Annotated in this window: 14 protein-coding genes and 2 pseudogenes; 6 read left to right on the forward strand and 10 right to left on the reverse strand. The window is 71.6% G+C overall.

Features of this window, described 5'->3' with window-relative positions; genetic code table 11:
• Window positions 1-37 precede the first annotated feature (37 nt).
• Window positions 38-886, reverse strand: a complete 849-nt coding sequence (locus tag CLV40_RS05060) for an SDR family oxidoreductase (RefSeq protein ID WP_104477403.1) — start codon at window positions 884-886, stop codon at window positions 38-40.
• 128 nt (window positions 887-1014) lie between these two features.
• Between CLV40_RS05060 and CLV40_RS05065 the strand changes: the two genes are divergently transcribed.
• The 3 genes from CLV40_RS05065 (at window position 1015) to CLV40_RS05075 (ending at window position 3049) form a co-directional block, all read left to right on the forward strand.
• Complete coding sequence (locus CLV40_RS05065; RefSeq protein ID WP_104477405.1) at window positions 1015-1404, forward strand: winged helix-turn-helix transcriptional regulator; 390 nt, start codon at window positions 1015-1017, stop codon at window positions 1402-1404.
• Window positions 1401-2438 (forward strand): gamma-glutamylcyclotransferase family protein, encoded by a 1038-nt coding sequence (locus tag CLV40_RS05070; RefSeq protein ID WP_104477407.1) that lies wholly within the window; start codon window positions 1401-1403, stop codon window positions 2436-2438. Before CLV40_RS05065 ends, CLV40_RS05070 begins: the two co-directional genes overlap by 4 nt.
• Window positions 2439-2521: 83 nt before the next feature.
• Window positions 2522-3049, forward strand: coding sequence for a DUF4232 domain-containing protein (locus CLV40_RS05075; protein ID WP_104477409.1), 528 nt, complete (start codon window positions 2522-2524; stop codon window positions 3047-3049).
• Between the two features lie 180 nt (window positions 3050-3229).
• On the opposite strand, the gene CLV40_RS05080 is transcribed toward CLV40_RS05075, so the two are convergent.
• Together CLV40_RS05080 and CLV40_RS05085 are read right to left on the reverse strand one after the other, a co-directional pair.
• Window positions 3230-3718, reverse strand: coding sequence for a PadR family transcriptional regulator (locus CLV40_RS05080; RefSeq protein ID WP_181043335.1), 489 nt, complete (start codon window positions 3716-3718; stop codon window positions 3230-3232).
• Between the two features lie 190 nt (window positions 3719-3908).
• Window positions 3909-5543 (reverse strand): long-chain fatty acid--CoA ligase, encoded by a 1635-nt coding sequence (locus CLV40_RS05085; protein WP_104477413.1) that lies wholly within the window; start codon window positions 5541-5543, stop codon window positions 3909-3911.
• A gap of 355 nt (window positions 5544-5898) precedes the next feature.
• Between CLV40_RS05085 and mihF the strand changes: the two genes are divergently transcribed.
• The 3 genes from mihF to CLV40_RS05100 all read left to right on the forward strand — a co-directional run bounded on the left by mihF (window position 5899) and on the right by CLV40_RS05100 (window position 8870).
• Window positions 5899-6210: an integration host factor, actinobacterial type gene (gene mihF, locus CLV40_RS05090; protein WP_181043336.1), complete on the forward strand. Its 312-nt coding sequence runs from the start codon at window positions 5899-5901 to the stop codon at window positions 6208-6210.
• A gap of 123 nt (window positions 6211-6333) precedes the next feature.
• Window positions 6334-7452, forward strand: coding sequence for an isochorismate synthase (locus CLV40_RS05095; protein ID WP_104477415.1), 1119 nt, complete (start codon window positions 6334-6336; stop codon window positions 7450-7452).
• A gap of 218 nt (window positions 7453-7670) precedes the next feature.
• The gene (locus CLV40_RS05100; RefSeq protein ID WP_104477417.1) at window positions 7671-8870 is read left to right on the forward strand and encodes an exonuclease domain-containing protein; all 1200 of its coding nucleotides are present in this window, start codon (window positions 7671-7673) and stop codon (window positions 8868-8870) included.
• On the opposite strand, the gene CLV40_RS05105 is transcribed toward CLV40_RS05100, so the two are convergent.
• The 7 genes and pseudogenes from CLV40_RS05105 to CLV40_RS05125 form a co-directional block, all read right to left on the reverse strand.
• Window positions 8871-10466 carry a substrate-binding and VWA domain-containing protein gene (locus CLV40_RS05105; protein WP_245931083.1) on the reverse strand — a complete coding sequence of 532 codons (1596 nt, stop codon included), beginning with the start codon at window positions 10464-10466 and terminating at the stop codon, window positions 8871-8873.
• Between the two features lie 124 nt (window positions 10467-10590).
• Window positions 10591-12384 (reverse strand): AMP-dependent synthetase/ligase, encoded by a 1794-nt coding sequence (locus tag CLV40_RS05110; protein WP_104477421.1) that lies wholly within the window; start codon window positions 12382-12384, stop codon window positions 10591-10593.
• Between the two features lie 211 nt (window positions 12385-12595).
• Window positions 12596-12916 carry a proprotein convertase P-domain-containing protein gene (locus CLV40_RS40515; protein ID WP_342752247.1) on the reverse strand — a complete coding sequence of 107 codons (321 nt, stop codon included), beginning with the start codon at window positions 12914-12916 and terminating at the stop codon, window positions 12596-12598.
• Between the two features lie 78 nt (window positions 12917-12994).
• Window positions 12995-13774 (reverse strand): annotated as a pseudogene (locus CLV40_RS05115) (S1 family peptidase); the annotation flags it as partial.
• A 222-nt stretch (window positions 13775-13996) separates the two neighbouring features.
• On the reverse strand, window positions 13997-14425 hold the full coding sequence (locus tag CLV40_RS40695; protein WP_425428225.1) for a proprotein convertase P-domain-containing protein: 429 nt from the start codon (window positions 14423-14425) through the stop codon (window positions 13997-13999).
• A pseudogene (locus CLV40_RS05120) lies at window positions 14423-15652 on the reverse strand (M14 family metallopeptidase); the annotation flags it as partial. The gene CLV40_RS40695 and the pseudogene CLV40_RS05120, both read right to left, overlap by 3 nt.
• A 528-nt stretch (window positions 15653-16180) precedes the next feature.
• On the reverse strand, window positions 16181-19090 hold the full coding sequence (locus CLV40_RS05125) for an ATP-binding protein (RefSeq protein ID WP_104477427.1): 2910 nt from the start codon (window positions 19088-19090) through the stop codon (window positions 16181-16183).
• Between the last annotated feature and the right edge of the window lie 274 nt (window positions 19091-19364).

The raw sequence follows: 19364 nt of genomic DNA on the forward strand, positions 1-19364 counted from the left end.
GCCGCACCGCACGCGGCACAACCGGTCGCCCCGTCGGCTAGAGCGCCGCGCGGACCGCGGTCTCGATCGGGGTGGGCGCACGGCCGATGAGCTTCGCCAGGTCCGGCCGGACCTCGCTGAGCGCGCCGGTGCGGATGTTGGACTGGATGTCGGTCAGCAGCTCGGCGACGAACTCCGGCAGGCCCGCCGCGACGAGGTTGCCGTGCAGCTGCGCGGCCTCGACGCTCACGTGAGTCAGCGGCTTCCCGGTCACCTCGGCCGCGAGCGCGGCCAGCTCGTCGAAGCCCCACGCGCGCGGGCCGGTCAGCTCGTAGACGGCGCCGTCGTGGCCTTGCGTGGTCGCGACCACCGCAGCGGCCTCGGCCAGGTCCTCGCGGCTGACCGAGGCGATCCGCCCCGCGCCCGTGGTGGTGACCAGGCTGCCGCGCTCCAGCGCGCCGGGGAGCCCGTTGACGTAATTCTCGTGGTACATACCGTTGCGCAGGAAGGTGAACGGCAGGCCGGACGCGCGGATGTGGTCCTCGGTGGCCGCGTGCACGCGGGCCAGGCCCAGCGGGGAGACGTCGGCGAAGCTCACGCTGGTGTAGACGATCCGACCGACACCCGCCTTGTCCGCGGCGTCCACGGCGGACTTCTGGGCGGCGACGCGGACGTCGTCCGGGCCGTCGGCCGACACCAGGACCAGGGTGTCCACGCCGTCGAACCGCAGCGACTCGGGCTGCCCAAAGTCGCCTTGGCGGACGTCGACGCCCTGGGCGGCCAGGTGCGCGGCCTTCTCCGGAGCGCGGACCGAGACCGCGAGGTCCGCGGCCGGGACGCGGGTCAGCAGCTGCTTGACGATGAGCCCGCCGAGATTGCCGGTCGCGCCCGTCACCAGGATCGTCATCGTGTTCCTTCCGCAGAGAACCAGGAGTCGGGGGAACCGTAGGTAGGGTCACTAACTTCTGGTAAGTACCTACCCCAGAGTCCTATACTTACCTCGACGAAAGAGTCCTGCTGAGAGGTCTGGCCACGATGGGCGGCATGACGGAAACCACATCGTTCGACGTCTACGACCGCAACTGCCCGGGCCGGGCGGTCATGGAGCACATCGCCAGCCGCTGGGGCGTGCTGGTGCTCGCGGTCCTGCTCGACGGCACGCTGCGGTTCAGCGAGCTGCGCCGCGCGGTGGGTGGCGTTAGCGAGAAGATGCTCGCCCAGACCCTCCAGGCGCTGGAGCGGGACGGGCTGGTCCACCGCGAGGTGCGCCCGGTGATCCCGCCGCACGTCGACTACTCGTTGACCGCGGTCGGCGTGCCGATCGCCGAGCAGGTGCGCGGCCTGTACCGGCTCATCGAGGGCAGCACCGCCAAGATCCTGCGCGCCCAGGCCGACTACGACGAGCGGCGGGCCGCGACCCGGTGACCCCGTTCGCCGACGCCGATTTCCCCGCTGTCCCCTACCCCGGTTCCCGGCCCGCGCACTCCTACGTTCACGACGCGGACGGCGGCTGGGCCATCACCGCCGACCCCGCCGCGCTCTCCGGCTGGCGCGTGGACACCCGGGACCTCGACGACTGGCTCGCCGACCGCGGCGCCGCCCCGATGGCCGCGCGGGTGCCGGTGCTGTCCTACGGCTCGAACCCCTGCCCGTCCAAGATCACCTGGCTGCGCACCGACCTCGGGCTCACCGGTCCCGTCGTCGTGCTGCGCGCCCGGTGCCGCGACCTCGCCGCGGTGTGGGCCGCGGGGTTCCGCGTGGTCGACGACCAGCGGCCGGTCGTGCTGGCCGCCTACCCCGGTGCCGTCGAGGACCACGCCGTCCTGATGGTGACCCCCGACCAGGTCGCGGTGCTCGACGTCTGCGAGGGCCGGGGCGAGCGGTACGCGCTGGCCCGCGTCGCCTCCGGTGAGGTCGCGCTGATCGACGCGCACGGCACCTTCGACCGCGTCCCCGCCTACGTCGGCGCGACCACCATCCGCCGCCCCCTGCTCGTCGACGGGAAACCCGTCCGGTGCGCCGACGTCCCGCAGGCGGCGGCGGTCGCGCTCGTCGGCGAGCCCGCGCGAAGCGACGGCTTGACCGTGGAGGCGATCACCGGAGCGCCGGATCCCGCCGACTTCCCGGGAGCGCTATTCGTCTACGGCACGTTGCGCCCCGGCCGGTCGCACTGGCACCTGCTGGCCGACCACGCCGCCGGGCCACCGCGCGGCGCACGGCTCGCGGGCAGCCTCTACGACACCGGGTTCGGTTACCCGGCAATGGTTCTGGGTGACGGCCCCGGCGTCACCGGCAGCGTGGTCCCCATCCACTACGGCACGGACCTCAGCGCCATCGACGACTACGAAGGCGATGAGTACAAACGGGTCCGGGTGGTTCTCGAAGACGGAACCCTTGCCTGGACTTATGTCTGGATCGCCCCCTTCGACGGAATGCCCCTGGTACCGCCAATGGAGTGAACGTGAGCCGTTGCGCCCCAGGTGTTCCCGAGCGCTAGTAAGACGGGTAGCTCAGCCGTTCTGCGACTACCCGAGGAGAAACCATGTGGGGGAACGCTTTTGCCGCACTGGCGCTCGCCGCGACCGCGGCCGCACCGCAGGCGGTGATCAACCAGACCGACCAACCAACCGAGCAAGCCAACCGGGTGGCGATAAGCCAATGCGCGCCGACGCAACTCTCCGGTGAGGTGCGCGACCTCGATTCCGGCGCGGGCCAGCGGTACGCGACGCTGCGCGTGCGCAACACCTCGGCCACCGCGTGCCTGTTGCAGGGCTACGGCGGCCTGGGCTTCTACGCCGCCGACGGCCTGCCGAACCCGACCGACGCGGTGCGCACGCCCAACCCGGGTCCGAGCGCGCTCGTGGTGACCCCCGGCGCGACCGCCGACAAGCGGCTGCACTGGAGCGTCGTCACCGGCCCCGGCGACAACGCGGACGGCCCGTGCCAGCGCGCGTCGACCGGGCTGCGGGTCATCCCGCCGGACGGCACCAGCCCCTTCACCGTGCCGTTCGCCTTCGGCGCGGTCTGCTCCGGCGGGCGGATCGAGCACAGCGCGTACTTCCGGCCGTAAGCCCGGCCGAGCGGGCTGAAGACGGAGAGTGGGGTGTTACCCGTGCCGTCCCACCGGTAACACCCCACAACCCCGATCCCTGTTGGGACCCCACCCTGCATGGGCTCGCGGGTGCGTCACGTCCGCCCACCCTTGCGGGGGTTATTTTCCCTCTTTCGTGGCGATCTGTAAACCACTGTCCTACGCTCCGCCGAGCTCGTCCCGGAACTCGGCCCAGAACTCCTGGGCGCAGCGCTCGATCCGGATCCCCAGTTCCAGCGACTTCATCGACCACGGGTCGGCGTGCGGCACCAGGACCTCGTACATCCGCGCGTACTCGTCCGCGCGCGCCCGGTGCGACTCGAACCGGTCGTGGGCCAGCGTGGCCAGGTCGCCGTCGGCGCCGAAGGTCGAGAAGAACAGCTTGAGCAGCCCCAGGTCGCGCACCTCGGTCTGGTCCGGGGTCGGCGCGGACAGCCACTCGCGCAGCGCGGCCCGACCGAGGTCGGTGATCGAGTAGGTGCGCCTGCGCCTGCCGCCCTCCTCCTCGGACGCGACCAGCAATCCGGCCTCGGCCAGCCGGGCGGGCTCGTCGTAGAGCTGCGAGTGCGCGAAGGCCCAGAAGTTGCCGATGGTGCCGCCGACGCGCTGCTTGAGGTCGTAGCTGGTCGCCGGGCCGTGGGCGAGCATCCCCAGTACCACGAATGACGTGGCGTTGAGCTTGCGCTCGCGCGCGCCCTGGCTTGGTTCGGGGGGCAGGGTGGCACCTCCTGGCGAAAACTCGGCACGGGGAACGCGAAGACCATACCTAGCAAGGTGAACCGATGTCCCCATTCGGCGGTACCGGGACGGCGTATGGCCGTCCCGGGGCGCCGACTGGTCAGCCGAGGTGCTTGACCTCCAGTCGTCCCTCTGCGTAGTCGGCCCGCAACACCTTCTTGTCGAACTTGCCCACGCTGGTCTTGGGCACCTCCGCCACGAACGCCCAGTTCTCCGGCACCTGCCAGCCCGCGACCTTGCCCTCGAGGAAGGCCCTCAGCTCCTCCGCGCCCGCCTCGGCCTCGGGTCGCAGCACGACCGCGACCAGCGGCCGCTCGGTCCAGCGCTCGTCCGGGACGCCGATGACGGCCGCCTCGGCGACCGCCGGGTGCGCCATGACGTGGTTCTCCAGCTCCACCGAGGAGATCCACTCACCACCCGACTTGATGACGTCCTTCGCCCGGTCGGTCAGGGTGAGGAAGCCGTTCGGGGTGAGCGTGCCGACGTCGCCGGTGCGCAGCCAGCCGTCGGTGAACTTCTCGGCGTCCTCGCCGGGCTCGGGCCGGTAGTAGGCGCCCGCGATCCACGGTCCGCGCACGGCCAGCTCGCCGACGCTCGCACCGTCCCACGGCACGTCCTGGCCGTCCTCGCCGATCAGCCGCGCGGTGACCGAGGCCGGGAGCCTGCCCTGGGTGACGCGGTACTCCCAGGCTTCCTCGCCGGTGGCCCCGGCGGGCGGGCGGGCCACAGAGCCGAGCGGTGAGGTCTCGGTCATGCCCCACGCGTGGGTGATGTGCACGCCGTGGCGGTCGGCGAAGGCGCGCATCAGCGACGGCGGGCAGGCCGCGCCGCCGATGACCACCTCGCGCAGCGAGGACAGGTCGGCCGGGTGCCGCTCGAGGTGCGCCAGCAGGCCCTGCCATATGGTCGGGACGGCGGCCGAGTGCGTCGGGCGCAGCGTGGCGATCATGGTCGCCAGCGGCTCCGGCTGCAGGAACCGGTCCGGCATGACCAGCGACGAGCCGGACATGAACGCCGCGTACGGCAGGCCCCAGGCCATCGCGTGGAACTGCGGCACCACGACCAGCGAGCGGTCGCCCGCGGACAGCCCGAGCCCGTCGACCATGCAGACCTGCATGGAGTGCAGCCAGATGGACCGGTGCGAGTAGACGACGCCCTTGGGGTTGCCGGTGGTGCCGGACGTGTAGCACATCGCCGCCGCCGCGCGCTCGTCCACTTCGGGCCAGTCGAAGTCGGGGGACGCGGCGTCGAGCAGGGCGTCGTAGGAGTGCACGGCGACGCCGTCGGGGGCGGCGAGGGCCTCGGCGGGCCCGTTGGCGACGACCACGTGCCGGACGGTGGTGAACGTGGGCAGCACCTTGGCCAGCAGCGGCGCCAGGGTCGCGTCGACGATGACGACGTGGTCCTCGGCGTGGTTGGCGATGTAGGTCAGCTGCTCGGGGAAGAGCCGGACGTTGAGCGTGTGCAGCACCGCGCCCATGGCGGGGACGGCGAGGTAGGCGGTCAGGTGCTCGGTGTTGTTCCACATGAACGTCGCGACCCGCTGGTCGCCGGTCACTCCCAACCCGCGCAGCGCGTTCGCCAGCCGGCCCGCGCGGGCGCCCACCTCGGCGTAGGTGCTCGTGCGCCCCCCGTCACCGGCCCAGGTGGTCACCTCGCTCGCGGCGTGCACGGTGCTGCCGTGGCGCAACAGCGTGGCGATGGACAGGTTGCCGTCCTGCATCGTGCTTAGCATCGTTGTTCAAGCTCCCTGGACCGCCCCGACTTACCGACTGGTAGTCGCAGACGATAAGGCACGTTTGGGGGTCGGGAACACGAGGCAAATCGACCATTTTCGGTATTTGATCATGCTGTCACGCTGCGTCGCCACGCCCAGGGTCGCGTGCTCGGGAGGAGGTTTGCGCGTGTCGGGGGTATGTTGCCCTGCGAGGTGTCGTTTACTGGTGAAAGGCATGGCGCCGCCGGGTCGCACGGTGCGCCTGGAGCGGGGGTCGCAGACCGCTCCGGTGACCGTCGGTAGCCGCGATGCCCCGGAACCACTGCTGACCCGCCGCTGCCGCGGTCGGGTGAAGAAGGAAAGGATTACCACGTTGGCTCTGCCCACGTTGACTCCCGAGCAGCGCGCCGATGCGCTGGCCAAGGCCGCCGAGGCCCGCAAGGCGCGGTCCGAGCTGCTGGCGCAGATCAAGTCCGGCGAGAAGTCCATCGCCACTGTGCTCGGCAAGGCCAAGGAGGACAAGACCATCGGGAAGACCAAGGTCGCTGCCCTGCTCAAGGCCGTTCCCGGCCTGGGCGCGGTGAAGGTGGCCGCCCTGCTGGAGCAGGCCGGGATCGACCCCGACCGGCGCGCGGCGGGCCTCGGCGATCGGCAGCGCTCGGCGCTGATCGACGCGCTGAACTAGGTTTCCCCCGAGCACCGCTGGTGAGCGCCCACGGGCCGCTCACCAGCGGTTTTCTCTTTCCCGGACGCGCCGGTGGCCAACGCCATACCAGCCGTTCGACGCGGCTGTGGGCATGATGGGGGCATGGACTCCGAAGGCGGTGCCACCAGGCTGTTCGACGGTTCGTTCCTGCTGGCCGGTCCGGAGACCACGGTGGTCGCCGACGGCGTGCGCGCGGTGGTCGCGGAGACCGACCCGGACGAGCTCGCCACCCGGGTCACCAAGGACCTCGTGGACTCCGGCGTCCCGGTCGCCGTGGGCGCGCTGCCCTTCGACGGCGACGCCGCGCCGCATGTCCTTGTCCCCCAGTCGGTGCGGTGTACGGGGACCGTCCACCCGTACCGGTCCCCTGTGGAGCCGTGGCGTCCGTCGCCACCCACCGTAACCGAGGTACCCACCGGTGACGGCTACCGGCGGGCCGTGGCGGCGGCCGTGAGCGCGATGCGCGCGGACGAAGGTCTACGCAAAGTGGTCCTCGCGCGCACCCTCGAACTCACCTACGCCGAGCGAATCCGGCTGGACGCGCTCTTGCCGGGCCTGGTGGAGACGAACCCATCCGGTTACACCTTCGCCACACCGCTCCCCGGCGGCGCGACCCTCTTCGGCGCCAGCCCGGAGCTGCTGCTGTCCCGGCGCGGGTCACGGGTGGAGTCGAACCCGCTGGCGGGCTCCCGACCGCGCGGCGCGGACGACGCGGCGGACCGGGCGGCCGGGGCGGAGCTGCTGGCGTCGGCGAAGGACCTGGCCGAGCACCGGGTCGTGGTGGCGGCGGTGGTCGAGGGGCTGCGCCCGTTCTGCCGGTCGCTGACCGTCCCCAGTGGACCGTCCCTGGTCGGCACGCCGACCATGTGGCACCTGTCCACAAAGGTCACCGGAGAACTCGTCGACCTGGACGTCTCCGCCCTGCGGTTGGCGGCGGCGCTACACCCGACCCCGGCCGTGTGCGGGACCCCCAGACCCCTGGCCCGGACGGTGATCGGCGAACTGGAACCGTTCTCGCGCGGCTTCTACGGCGGGGCCGTGGGCTGGTGCTCGGCGTCGGGGGACGGGGAGTGGGTCGTGGGGATCCGGTGCGGGGAGGTGCTGGGCTCGCGCATGCGGCTGTACTCGGGCGCGGGCATCATGCCCGAGTCCGACCCCACCGCCGAACTGGACGAGACCTCAGCCAAGTTCGCCACCCTCTTGCGGGTCTTGGGCCTCTAGCCACAGCGTCGCGATGCCCCAACCGGTCCGCTCCAGGCGACACCGGGTACACGAGCACGCCTCCAGGCGCGCTCACCTCCGGCCGTGGCGACCCGGCGACGACCGCCGCACCGCCACCCCCGCTAGTCCGAAGGGGTGGACGTCACCGCGCGACCGACACACCACGCACGGCTACGCGACACGCCTTGCACAGTCTGGAGTGGAGTTCGGAGGCTCGCATGGGTGCCGGGTACGCCGTGGTCGACGTGGAGACCACCGGGTTGTCGCCGGGGTACAAGCACCGGGTCGTGGAGATCGCGGTGGTCCAGCTCGACGACAGCGGCGAGGTGACCGGCGAGTGGTGCACCGTGGTCAACCCGCAGCGGGACCTGGGGCCGCAGCACATCCACGGCGTCCGGGCGGCCGACGCGCGGCGGGCACCGGTGTTCGCCGACATCGCGGGTGCGGTGGTGCGGCTGCTCGGCGGGCGGGTCCTGGTGGGGCACAACGTCTCCTTCGACGCGCGGTTCCTCCAGGCCGAGTACGAGCGGCTCGGCGTGGACGTCCAGTTCACCGACCTGCCGACGCTCTGCACGATGCGGCTGGCGAGCCGCTTCCTCGACACCCCGTCGCGTTCGCTGTCCGCCTGCTGCGAGGCCGCCGGGATCCCCCTGGTGTCCGCCCACTCCGCCGCGCACGACGCCCGCGCGACGGCGGCCCTGCTGACCCACTGCCTGCGGCGGGCGGGCGCACCCGCCCCCTGGCGCAACCTCACCCGGGTGGCGGCCGGTTGGCCGTGGCCGGACCTGCCGCCCGTCGCGTTCGAACCGGTGGTGCGCGGCGCCGACGGCCCCGACGACCCGCACTTCCTGGGCAGGCTGGTCGACCGGCTCCCCAGGGTCGGGCAGCCCGCGTCCGCCGACGACTACCTCGCGGTGCTCGACCGCGCCCTGCGGGACCGGTACCTGTCGGCGGACGAGCAGCAGGAATTGCTCGACACCGCGAACGGTCTCGGTCTGAGCCGGGCCGAGGTGCTCACCCTGCACCGCGGTTACCTGGCCGACCTCAGCCGGGTCGCCTGGGCCGACCAGGTGCTCACCGACGAGGAAGCCACCGACCTGCGCACCGTGGGCGCGCTCCTGGGCCTGGGCGCCGACGACATCGGTCAGGCGCTGTCCCCCCGCTTCCGCCTGGCCGTCGGCGACGGGGTGGTCTTCACCGGCCAAACCCGGGAACCCCGGGAAATCTGGGAAAGACGCGCGGCGGCGGCCGGTCTGGTCGTGGGACCCGGTGTCTCGAAGAAGAAGACCCGGCTGCTGGTGGCGGCCGACCTGGACACGATGTCCGGCAAGGCGGCGAAGGCGCGGGGCTTCGGCATCCCCGTCGTGTCCGAGGATTCCTTCGCCGGGATGCTCGCGGCGCTCAGCGCGGGCGATTGATCACTTGCGGCAGGACTGCGGTGGGCACAGGAGCTTGCTCAGCGCCTGGTAGAAGATCTCGCCGACCTTGCCCGGGTCGGGCGTCGAGTAGACCTGGCCACCGGTCGGCCGGGCGATGGCCTCCAGTTCCGCGGTGTCCACGTCCGGGCCGATGCCCATCCCGACGATCGGCAGCGGGCGCTTCGGGTCCTGGAGCTTTCCCAGTTCCTCCAGCAGCTTGTCCCGGGTGATCCCGTCCCGGTCCTCGTTCTTGCCGTCGGTCAGCACGACGACGAGGTTGAGCCGCCCGGGTTCCCAGTTGGTCCGCGCCGACTGGTAGGCCGCCAGCACGGAGTCGTACAGCCCGGTGGCACCGCCGCGGATGGCGTGCACGTCCCGGAGCTTCTGCATCGCGCCCGAGTTCAGCTGCTCTGTCACCGGGCGCACCGGTAACAGCTCCCGGTAGTCCTTGTCGCCGTCGAGGTTGGTGGCGAACAGCCACAGGCCGAACTTCGTGGTGGGGCGGAACATCCCGATGCCGTGCTCGGCGGCCTGGATGGTCAGGGCCATCCGGTCCATCCCCGTGCCCGGCACCGGTTCGGCCATCGAGCCGGAGACGTCGAGCAGGATCTGCATGCGGGCGCTCAGGTTGACCCCGGCCCACTGGGTCAGCACCTGCACCGCCTCGTCCGGTGTCGGGAGCGGTATCGAGTTGAGCGCCTGCGTCGAGGTGCGGTTGTCCGCCGCGCGGGTGCCCGCGAACGAGCCGTCCGGTGCGCGGAAGCCCGCGTCCGCCATGGAGGACAGGGTTTCCGGCTTGTGCAGCTGGTCCAGGAACCGGTCGGCCAGCGGGCGCAGCGTGTCGGAGACCGTGGGCAGGATGGCGTACGGGTAGTCCAGGGACGGGGTGTCGGCGTACGCGGCCACCAGCCCGAACGGCGGGTTGCCCGCGTTGTACCGCAGCACCGAGTTCTCCGACGCCGGGAACGCGTTGATCGGCCCCGCCGTCGACGACGTGCCCGGCAGGCGGGTGAACAGGTCGCTTGCCTGGGGCATCGTGTTCGGGGACAGGTGCCGCATCGCCGTGGTGGACGCCGCGCCCGGGTCCGCCGCGGTGGCGGTGGCGGCGCGGATGCCGATCAGCGCGGACAGGCCGATCGGGTCCTTGGTCGGGTCGGCGATCCCCGCCGCCACGTCCCGGCTGAGCGCGGCGGCCCAGGTCGGCGCCGCGTCCGGCCAGCCGAGAGACTTGGCGAGGTCCTCGGTCATCGCCAGCACCACCGGCGACGACGCGATCGAGCTGCCCGAGACGTCGTTCGGCCAGGCGCCGCGCTCCTGCGCGCGGCGCAGCCACAGGCTCGACTCCGGGATCCACACGTCCGGTGCCTGCGAGGCGTCGGTGACCGCCAGGGACTCCACCGCGGCCGACGACGGTTTGGCGTCGACCTCGATGCGGTGGCAGGCGTCCGTGGACAGCTTGCCGACGGCTTCGACCACCGGTGCGATGTCCGGTGCCGCGACGACCCGCAGCACCTCGACCTCGCAGCTCGCCGTGGTCTCGCGGTTGCGCAAGGTGTCCAGCGCGAACCACCCGCCGACAACCAGTGCCAGCAACACGACGAGAAGCACAACGGTGGAACCGAAGCCCCATTTCGGCCTCTTGGGCGACGAGTGTCGTCCCATGGTGGCTTCAAACCTCTCGCGGGGATCAGGTGGCGCCAGACTAGACGCCAACCCACCCCTACGAGTAGAGCTTGTCCACCTCTGCCCCGAAATCGCGCATGATCACTCGACGCTTGAGCTTCAGCGACGGCGTCAGGTGACCGGTCTCCGGGGTGAACTCCGCGGCCAGCACCCGGAACTTGCGCACGGACTCCGCCTTCGAGACCGCGAGGTTCCCGTCGTCGACCGCCTTCTGCACCTCCGCCAGCAGATCCGGGTCTTGCAGCAGGTCGGCGACGGTCGCGTCGGCGGGCTTGCCCACCGTGGTCTTCCAGTAGGTGAAGTACTCCGGGTCGATCGTGACCAGGGCGGCGATGTACTTCTGGCCGTCGCCGACCACCATCGCCTGACCGATCAACGGGTGCGCGGCGATCCGGTCCTCGATCACCGCCGGTGCCACGTTTTTGCCACCGCTGGTGACCAGGATCTCCTTCTTCCGCCCGGTGATCGAGAGGTAGCCCTCGGCGTCGAGCGCGCCGAGGTCGCCGGTGCGGAACCAGCCGTCGGCGTCGAGGACCTCGCTGGTCGCGCTCTCGTCGTTCCAGTAGCGGCCGAAGACCTGGCCGCCCTTGATGAGGATCTCGCCGTCCTCGTCGATGCGCACGGCCGTGCCGGGCAGCGGTCGGCCGACGGTGCCGGGCTTGAAGTGCGTGGGGGTGTTGACCGTCGAGGCGGCCGTGGTCTCGGTGAGGCCGTAGCCCTCCAGCACCGTGATGCCCACGCCGCGGTAGAAGTGCGTGAGGCGCGAACCGAGCGCGGCGCCGCCGGAGATGGCGTACTTCGTCTTGCCGCCCATGGCCGCGCGCAGCTTGCCGTAGACGAGCTTGTCGAACAGCAGGTGCTTGAGCTTGAGCCCCAGGCCGGGGCGACCGCCCGCCTCGCTGAACGCGATGGCGGTGGCCGCGGCCGCGTCGAAGATCTTGCCCTTGCCGCCCGCGTGCGCCTTCTGCCGCGCGCCGTTGTAGACCTTCTCCAGCACGTACGGCACCGACAGGATGAACGTCGGCTGGAAGGTCGCCAGGTCCTCGAGGAGCGTCTTGGTGTCCGGGCCGTGGCCCATGGTGCACCGGGCGTAGACGCACCCGACCTGCACCATGCGGCCGAAGACGTGCGCGACCGGCAGGAACAGCAGCGTGGACGGCTTCTCCGCCATGCCCTGGCCCTTGAACAGCTGCGGCAGGATCTCCACGCCGTAGCCGCACTCGTCGAAGAAGTTCCGGTGGGTCAGCGCGCAGCCCTTGGGCTGTCCGGTGGTACCGGAGGTGTAGATGATCGTCGCGATGTCCTCGGCCTTGACCGCGGTGCGGCGGGCCTCGACCTCGGCCCCGTCGGCGGCCTTGCCCGCGGCGACGATGGCGGCGACGTCGTCGATCCGCCACACCTCGCGCAGGTTGGGCAGCTTCGGCCGGACGCCGTCGAGCCGGGCCAACTGCTCGTCGGTCTCCACCACGATCGCGACCGCGCCGGAGTCGGACATGATCCACTCGATCTGCTCGGCCGCGGAGGTGACGTAGATCGGCACCGACACCGCGCCCGCGGCCCAGATGGCGAAGTCCAGCAGCGTCCACTCGTAGCGGGTCGCGGCCAGCACCGCGACCCGGTCGCCGACGCCGACGCCGGAGGCGACCAGGCCCTTGGCGACCTCGGTGACCTCCTCGGCGAACCGGGCGGCGGTGACGTCCTCCCACCCCGCCCCCGCGCGCCTGCGGAAGGACACGTCCGACGGGCCGATGCGGGCGTTGGTGAACACCAGGTCAGCGAGGCCGCCCGTCTCTTCACGCTTGGCGACAGCGGGGACGGCGAACTCGCGCATGGTTCTCCTCCTACACGTCAGGTCGCAGGTGGATCGACTCCAACCGGCTACCTAGCGGTAACTTGGCCTGTATCTTGCCGCCAACATCTCACATGGGCCAGGGGGGCGACCCAACCGATATCTGGCAATGGTGACAAAAGCCCCGACCCGGCCGCTGGACAAGGGTCCGGCGGCCGGGTCGGGGTTACCGATACCGGTCGGTCGTCGCAGGTCAGAAGGTCAGCTTCCAGCTGTCGATGTAACCCGTGTCGGCGTTGTAAGTGTCCTGCGCCTTGAGCCGCCAGGTGCCGTTGGCGACCTCCGAGGAGGCGTTGACGGTGTAGCTGGCCAGGATGTTGTCGGCCGAGTCGCTGGTGCTCGAGTTCTTCAGCCGGTAGGTGCTGCCGTCCGGGGCCACGAGGTCGACGACCACGTCACCGCGGAAGGTGTGCTTGATGTCGACGTCCACCTTGAGGGTGGCGGGGGCGTTGCCGCTGATCCCGGAGACCGCGATGTCGCTGTAGATCGCCGGGCCGTTGTCCGGGATGTCCACGTTGGTGGCGTTCTCGAAGACGCGGCCGTTGGGCGGGGTGGTGGTCGGCGGGGTCGTGGTCGGCGGGGTGGTGCCGCCCAGTTCCGCGGCCTTCGCGGCGATGGCCGAGGACAGCGCGCTCACCTCGGCGTACACACCGGGGTAGTTGGCCCGGGCGCAGCCCTTGCCGTAGGAGACGATGCCGACCTGGATCCAGTTGTTGGCGTTGTCGCGGCGGAACATCGGGCCGCCGGAGTCGCCCTGGCAGGTGTCCGTGCCGCCCTGGGTGTAGCCGGCGCAGATCTCCACGGCGGCCTTGAGGCTCGGGTACGCGCTGCGGCAGGTGCTGTCCGGCACCAGCGGGACCTGGGCCTTGAGCAGGTAGCGCTGCTGCGAGCCGCCCTCCGACGCCGCGCCCCAGCCCGCGATGGTGAAGGTGCCGTTGTCGTAGGCGTTGGTGGTGGCGATCGGCAGGGTGGCGCCGCCGGTGATCGGGCTGGACAGGCGGATCAGCGCCCAGTCACCGCCGGTGGAGGTGGTGTAGCCGGGGTTTCGGTAGACGTAGTTCGAGGTCCGGGTGACCCGCTGGGAGCCCTGGAGGTCGACGTCGCCGTAGGTGGCGGTGATGCCGGAGTTGTTGCCCGTGCCGTCCACGCAGTGCGCGGCGGTGAGCACGATGTTCGGCGAGTAGAGCGCGCCGCCGCAGCCCATGGACAGCCGCACCATGAACGGGAACTCGCCCTGGGCGGCGCGGGTGCCGCCGACGACCTGCGGGGTCATCGTGCCGGGGTCGTCGGCCTGCGGCGCGGCGATGGCCTGGCCCGCGACGGCCGCGGCCACCGCGATGGTGCCCACGGCCAAGGCCAGGGCCTTGTGCATTCTGGTCAACCTCTTCACCGGGTGCTTCCTCTCGAAACGTCCACTCGGCGCCCTCGGAGGGGCGCCGACGCAGGGGTGGATGGGTGGCCGTCCACAGTGGAGCTACGCAGGGCGCGGGCGGCCGGTGGGTTTCCTGCTGACCGCCACGGCACGGCGGTCGGAACAGTGGGACGACCCCGGGCCCGCGCGGTGGAGCGCGGCGGGCCCGGGGCGTCTGGCTCGCTAGAAGGTGAGCCGCCAGAGGTCGATGTAGCCGGTGTCGGCGTTGTAGGTGTCCTGCACCTTCAACTGCCACGTGCCGTTGGCGACCTCCGAAGAGGCGTTCACGGTGTAGGTGGCGATGACGTTGTCCGCCGAGTCGCTGGTGCTGGACGCCTTGAGCCGGTACGTGCTGCCGTCCGGTGCGACGAGGTCGATGACCAGGTCACCGCGGAAGGTGTGCTTGATGTCGACGTCGACCTTGAGCGTCGCCGGGGCGTTGCCCGTCTGGCCGGTGACGGCGATGTCGCTGGTCACCGCGGGCCCGTTGTCGGGGATGTCGACGTTGGTGGCGTTCTCGAACACCTTGCCGGGCGGGTCGGGCGGGGTGGTGCCGCAGTTCAGGCCGATGGCGCGCTTGGGGCAGTCGGAGTACTCCAGGAAGTAGAGCACCGCCTCCTTGTTGCGCGCGGTCTCGCGCGGGATGACCTCGTCGGGCGGGTAGAAGCCGCCGCCACCGGCGCCCGTCGGGTACATCTCGAAGGTGTAGCCGTAGATCTTGTGCACGCCCCACAGCCAGTCGTCGATCGACCCGTCGGTGATGTACAGGTCGGAGGACTGCTCGGGGGTGTAGCCGTTCTTGCCCGCCATGGCCCGGCCGATGGTGGAGAAGACCCGCTGGTCCTCGGCGGTCAGGTCGGGGGCGGTGTCGTTGTAGGTGTAGCCGTAGGGCCAGAGCACCAGCTCGGAGTAGGTGTGGAAGTCGATGCCGGTGATGATCTGCTGCTTGCCGCCGACGACCCGGCTGTTGACGAAGTTCTGCAGCGCGCGCACCTCGGGGGCGCTGGCCGCGGACGGGCCGCGGTAGGTCTCGCTGCTGGTGCTGCCGGAGGAACCGCCGCAGCAGCCCCACTTGTAGTCCCAGTTGCGGTTGAGGTCGGTGCCCGCCTGGCCGCCCGCGTTGGGCTGCCGGTTCTTGCGCCAGCTCTGGTAGGAGCCGGTGGAGATGTCGAACTCGCCGCCGTCGGGGTTGACGTCCGGGATGATCCAGATCTCGCGGCTGTCGACCAGGCCCTTGACCCGGGCGTCGGAGTTGTAGCCGTCGGTGAGCGTGTTGATGAGGTACAGCGCCATCTCGACGGTGAGGTGCTCGCGCGCGTGCTGGTGCGCGGTGAACAGCACCTCGGGCTCCGGCTCGTCGGTCGCGGCGTTGTCGGAGATCTTGATCGCGAAGATGTCGCGGTTCTGGTAGGTCTTGCCGACGACCTGCTTGGTGATGATCCCGGGGTGGTCGCTCACCGCCTTGTTGATGTCGGCGGTCATCTCGGCGTAGTTGTGGTAGTTCGAGTCCGCGCTGGGGAAGTCGTAGGGCGTCGCGGTACCGCGGTCGGCCAGCGCGGTGCTCACGGTGTCCACGCGGAAGCCGAGGGCGCGGATGGCGCGGACCTCGTCGGCGGTCGCGGTGACCAGCAACCTGCTGTCCTCGACCCCGTTGACCGCGGCCCCGGTGGCCGCGATGTCGGAGCGCTGGTGGTTGGTCTTGACCCCGACGACGGCGTACTCGGCGGAGGTCCGCTGGGCGGTCTGCTGCGCGGGTCCGGCCACCGCGGCGCTGCCGGACAGCACCACCGCCAAGGCGGCCACCGCCCCGACCACGACGGACAGGCGTTTGCGTCTCACACGTGCCTCCTGCAGGGAGTGCCGGGTGCGCCGGCGCTGGAGGTGGGGATAACGGCCGCGCCTGCCCGGTGCCCCGAATCGGCCCTCACGACCGGTTCACCCGACGACGCAGAAGGATCGTGGCCCGATCCCGGAGCGCAAGACAAGGCTGCGGACGTAGTCACCCGTTACCGGTTCTTTCCCATTCGATAAGCGGTAGACGGAATTAGATAGGTACCCCCACCTATCCCACCCCGCATTGCCCCAAGCCCCTGAGCAGGGCGAAAGTACCCCCACCCCCCTCGGCGGTCCTCGATCCGCCGCACTGGGAACCGGGGTCCGCACCGACCCCGCCCGGCCGACCTGGACGCAGGGGGTCGGCAGGCGCAGGTTCCCCCGGTGGGGAGGACCGTCCACCCCGTACGGTCCTCCCCACCGCGCCTGAATGCATTCGGCTATTCGGCAACCCGGAAATCAACGTTAACCGGAATGGCCGAACGCACCTCGTGACGCAGGCGGACCCGGTTCGTCGCGGGGCGAAGACCACCGCTAACCGAGTGACTCCGGCTGGAGTTCGGCTCGGGACGAGACGCCGAGTTTTCGCAAGACTCGGGCGGCGTGTTGTTCTACGGTGCGTGGGGATAGGAAGAGGACGTCGGCGATTTCTCGGTTGGTGTGGCCCGCCGCGAGGAGGCGGGCCACTTCCTGTTCCCGTGGGGAAAGTTCGTTGCCGTACCCCCGTCGACCGCGCCGCGAGGGCTTCGTGCCGCCGACTCCTCTGAGGGTGTGGCGGCAGCGGGCGGCGTCTCGGGTGGCGCCGAGGGTGTCGAAGGTGTCCACGAGGGTCGAGAGGATCTCGGCGGCCTTGTCGGTTTCCGTTGGCAACAGGCACATCGACTCGCGTTCGGCCGTGGTCGCCGCGTAGTACGGGGCCGGGAGGGCGGCGTAGCGGTCGGTCGCCTCGCGGTAGTGGACCACCGCCGACGGGAGGTCGCCCCGGGCCTCGGCCAAGCGGCCCCGGCAGTGGGCCAGGGCGGCCACCGCCATGGGGAGGTCGCGTCCCTCGACGCCCTCCGCGATCTCCGCGACGAATCGCTCCGCGTCCTTGGTCCGGCCCGCCGCCAGGTAGGTGGCGACGGCGGCCGGGCCGATCTCCGCCGACCAGGCCCACACGCCCTTGGCGCGGATGATGGCGGCGCCCCGGTCGGCGTCGGCGCAGGCCCGGGGGACGTCGTCCTGCGAGAGCGTGGTCCACGCCAGTGCCGCGCAGCCCGCGATGGCGACCGGGGCGATCGACTCCTCCGGGTTGAACGCGCCCGTCTCCGTCAGGTAGCTCGTCGCCTCCGCCCACTCGCCGCGGGCCGTGGCGAGGCTGCCCAGGACCAGGCACAGCTCGCTGGCCACGGGGAACAGGTCCTGGTACTCGTCGAGCAGCCGGTGGGCGCGCTCGGCCAAGCCGTCCCACTCGCCGGTCAGCCAGTCCAGCCGGACACCGGTCGCCCGCGCGGTGCTCACCACGAACGGCGCCCCGCACTCCGAGGCCGCCCGCAACCCGTCGCGCAGCATCTCGCCCGCGAACCGGAAGTGGCCGGTCGACGTGCAGGCGTCCGCCAGGTTGCACCGCGCACGAGCCAGCTGCCGCCGCTGCCCCGGTGTGTACACGGGTTCCGCCAGCCAGTCCGGGTTCGCCATGACCGACGGATCGCCGGTGTGCAGTCGCGAGCCCAACTCGTTGGCCAGCAGCGAAAGCCGGACCTCACTGTCCACAGTGGTCTCGCGATACCTCGACGTGCGCTCCAGCCACGGCCAGAACTCCGCCAGCGGCGTCATCCCCATGAACGGCTGCCCCAGCACCGCCGCGCCCTTGGCCGCCAGCTCCGGCCGCCGCGCCAGGTCCGCGACCGCCGTCTCCAGCTCCCCGCGCGCCTGCTCGACCCCGCCCGCCTGCCGGATCAGCAGCAGCCCCCGGTACAACCGCACCTCCCCGCGCACGGACGTCGACAGCCTGCGGTCCCCCAGCAGCCGCTCCAGGGTCTCCGTCGGGTCGCGCTGGTCCAGCCCCAGGTGCGCGACCTGGCCCAGCTTGATCGCCAGGCGGTCCACGTCGACGGCGGGCAGCGACGGCGCCAGCAGCAACCGGCGCAGCATCGCGGTGGCCGTGCCCGCGTCGCCCACCTCGGTCGCGCGGTCGGCCGCCGCCTCGCCGTAGCGCAGCCAGGCGGCCGTGCGGCCCGCGCGTTCGCTGTGCTCGGCCAGCTGCACGAGCGGCCGCGGCTCGACCTGGTCCAGCGCCTCGATCGCGCGGGTGTGCAGCTGCTGCCGGTCGGGCCCGCCGAGGGTGTCGTAGACCGCCTGACGGGCCAGCGCGTGCCGGAAGCCGTAGCGGCCCGGGTCGACCTCGTGCAGCACGTGCCCGGTGAGCGCGTGCGTCAGCGCCGCCCGGATCCGCTGCTCGCCGATCGCCGCGACCTCGCCGAGCAGCTCGGCGGGCGCGGGGACGCCCAACACCGCCGCCGCCTGCGCCAGCCGGGTCGCGGTGACCGGCAGCGCCGCCAGCCGCTCGGCCATCGCGTCGCGCAGCAGCACCGGCACCTCGACCGCGTCCAGCAGCCGCCGGGCGGTGGCCCCGTCGGCGTGCACGGCGCCCGCCGGGTTGCGCAGCGCCCGCAGGGTCTCCTCGACGACGAACGGGATGCCCGCGGTCCGCTCGTGCAGCTTCGCCGCGAACTCGGCGGACACCGAGTCCTCGTCCAGGATCGCCGCGGTGAGCGCGCGCACCTCGTCGACGGTCAGCGGACCCAGCTCGACCAGGACGCTGGTGATCCCGCCGGGCGGCCGGAACGCCGCGCCCAGCGGGATGCCGCCCGGCACGTCCTCGCGCCGGTAGGTCACCACGATCGACAGGTTCGCGGGTGGGTCGGTCATCAGGAACCGCAGCACCTGCCGCGAGCCGTCGTCGGCCCAGTGCAGGTCCTCGACGACCAGCAGCACCGGCCCGAGCGACCCCAGCACCTCGCGCAGCGCCCGGAACACGCGGTGGCGCTCGGTGCGCGGGTCCCCGATCGGGGGCGGCGGCGGGGGCAGGTGCTCGGCGATCTCCGGCAGCAGCGGCGCGAGCACCCCGGCGACCGCGCTGAGCCCGCCGCGCACCCGCGCCAGCCGCGACTCGGCGCCGCGCAGCGCCTCCAGCACCGCGCCGTACGGGAACGGCTCGCCGACGGGGTGGCAGTGGCCGATGAGGACGGCCATCGGTCCGAGGTCGGTGTCGAGCAGCTCGCGCACCAGGCGGCTCTTGCCCGCCCCGGACTCGCCCTCGACCATGACCACCGCGGGCTGCGCGGGCACCGCGGTCCGCAGCGCCCCCAACTGGTCCACCCGTCCGACGAGCACCGGGGAGCTGGTCCGCACCAGGGAGGCCCCGGCGGTCCGCACCGCGTTCGGTCTCGCTGTCCGGGTCATTCGCACCCTCCCGCGCCCTCATGATCGGCTCGGCCTCCGATGGGCCGAGGAGTCTACGTCGTGCACCGGATCGTGTGTCCACGCTCGGAACACGTGAGCGGGGTCCGCTGCCAGGTCGGGAACGATGCCGGGTGGGGAAGAGGGGGCGGGTGGCGGGAGAAATGGGCACAGCCTAGGCGGCGGAACCGGGCACCGGAACCTCTGGCGACCACCAGCCGAGAAGTTGATCTTCAGTGAAAGACGGGTATCCCTACCTACCGATACCCGGATTGTT

The sequence above is a fragment of the Actinokineospora auranticolor genome, assembly GCF_002934265.1.
Lineage (GTDB): Bacteria > Actinomycetota > Actinomycetes > Mycobacteriales > Pseudonocardiaceae > Actinokineospora > Actinokineospora auranticolor.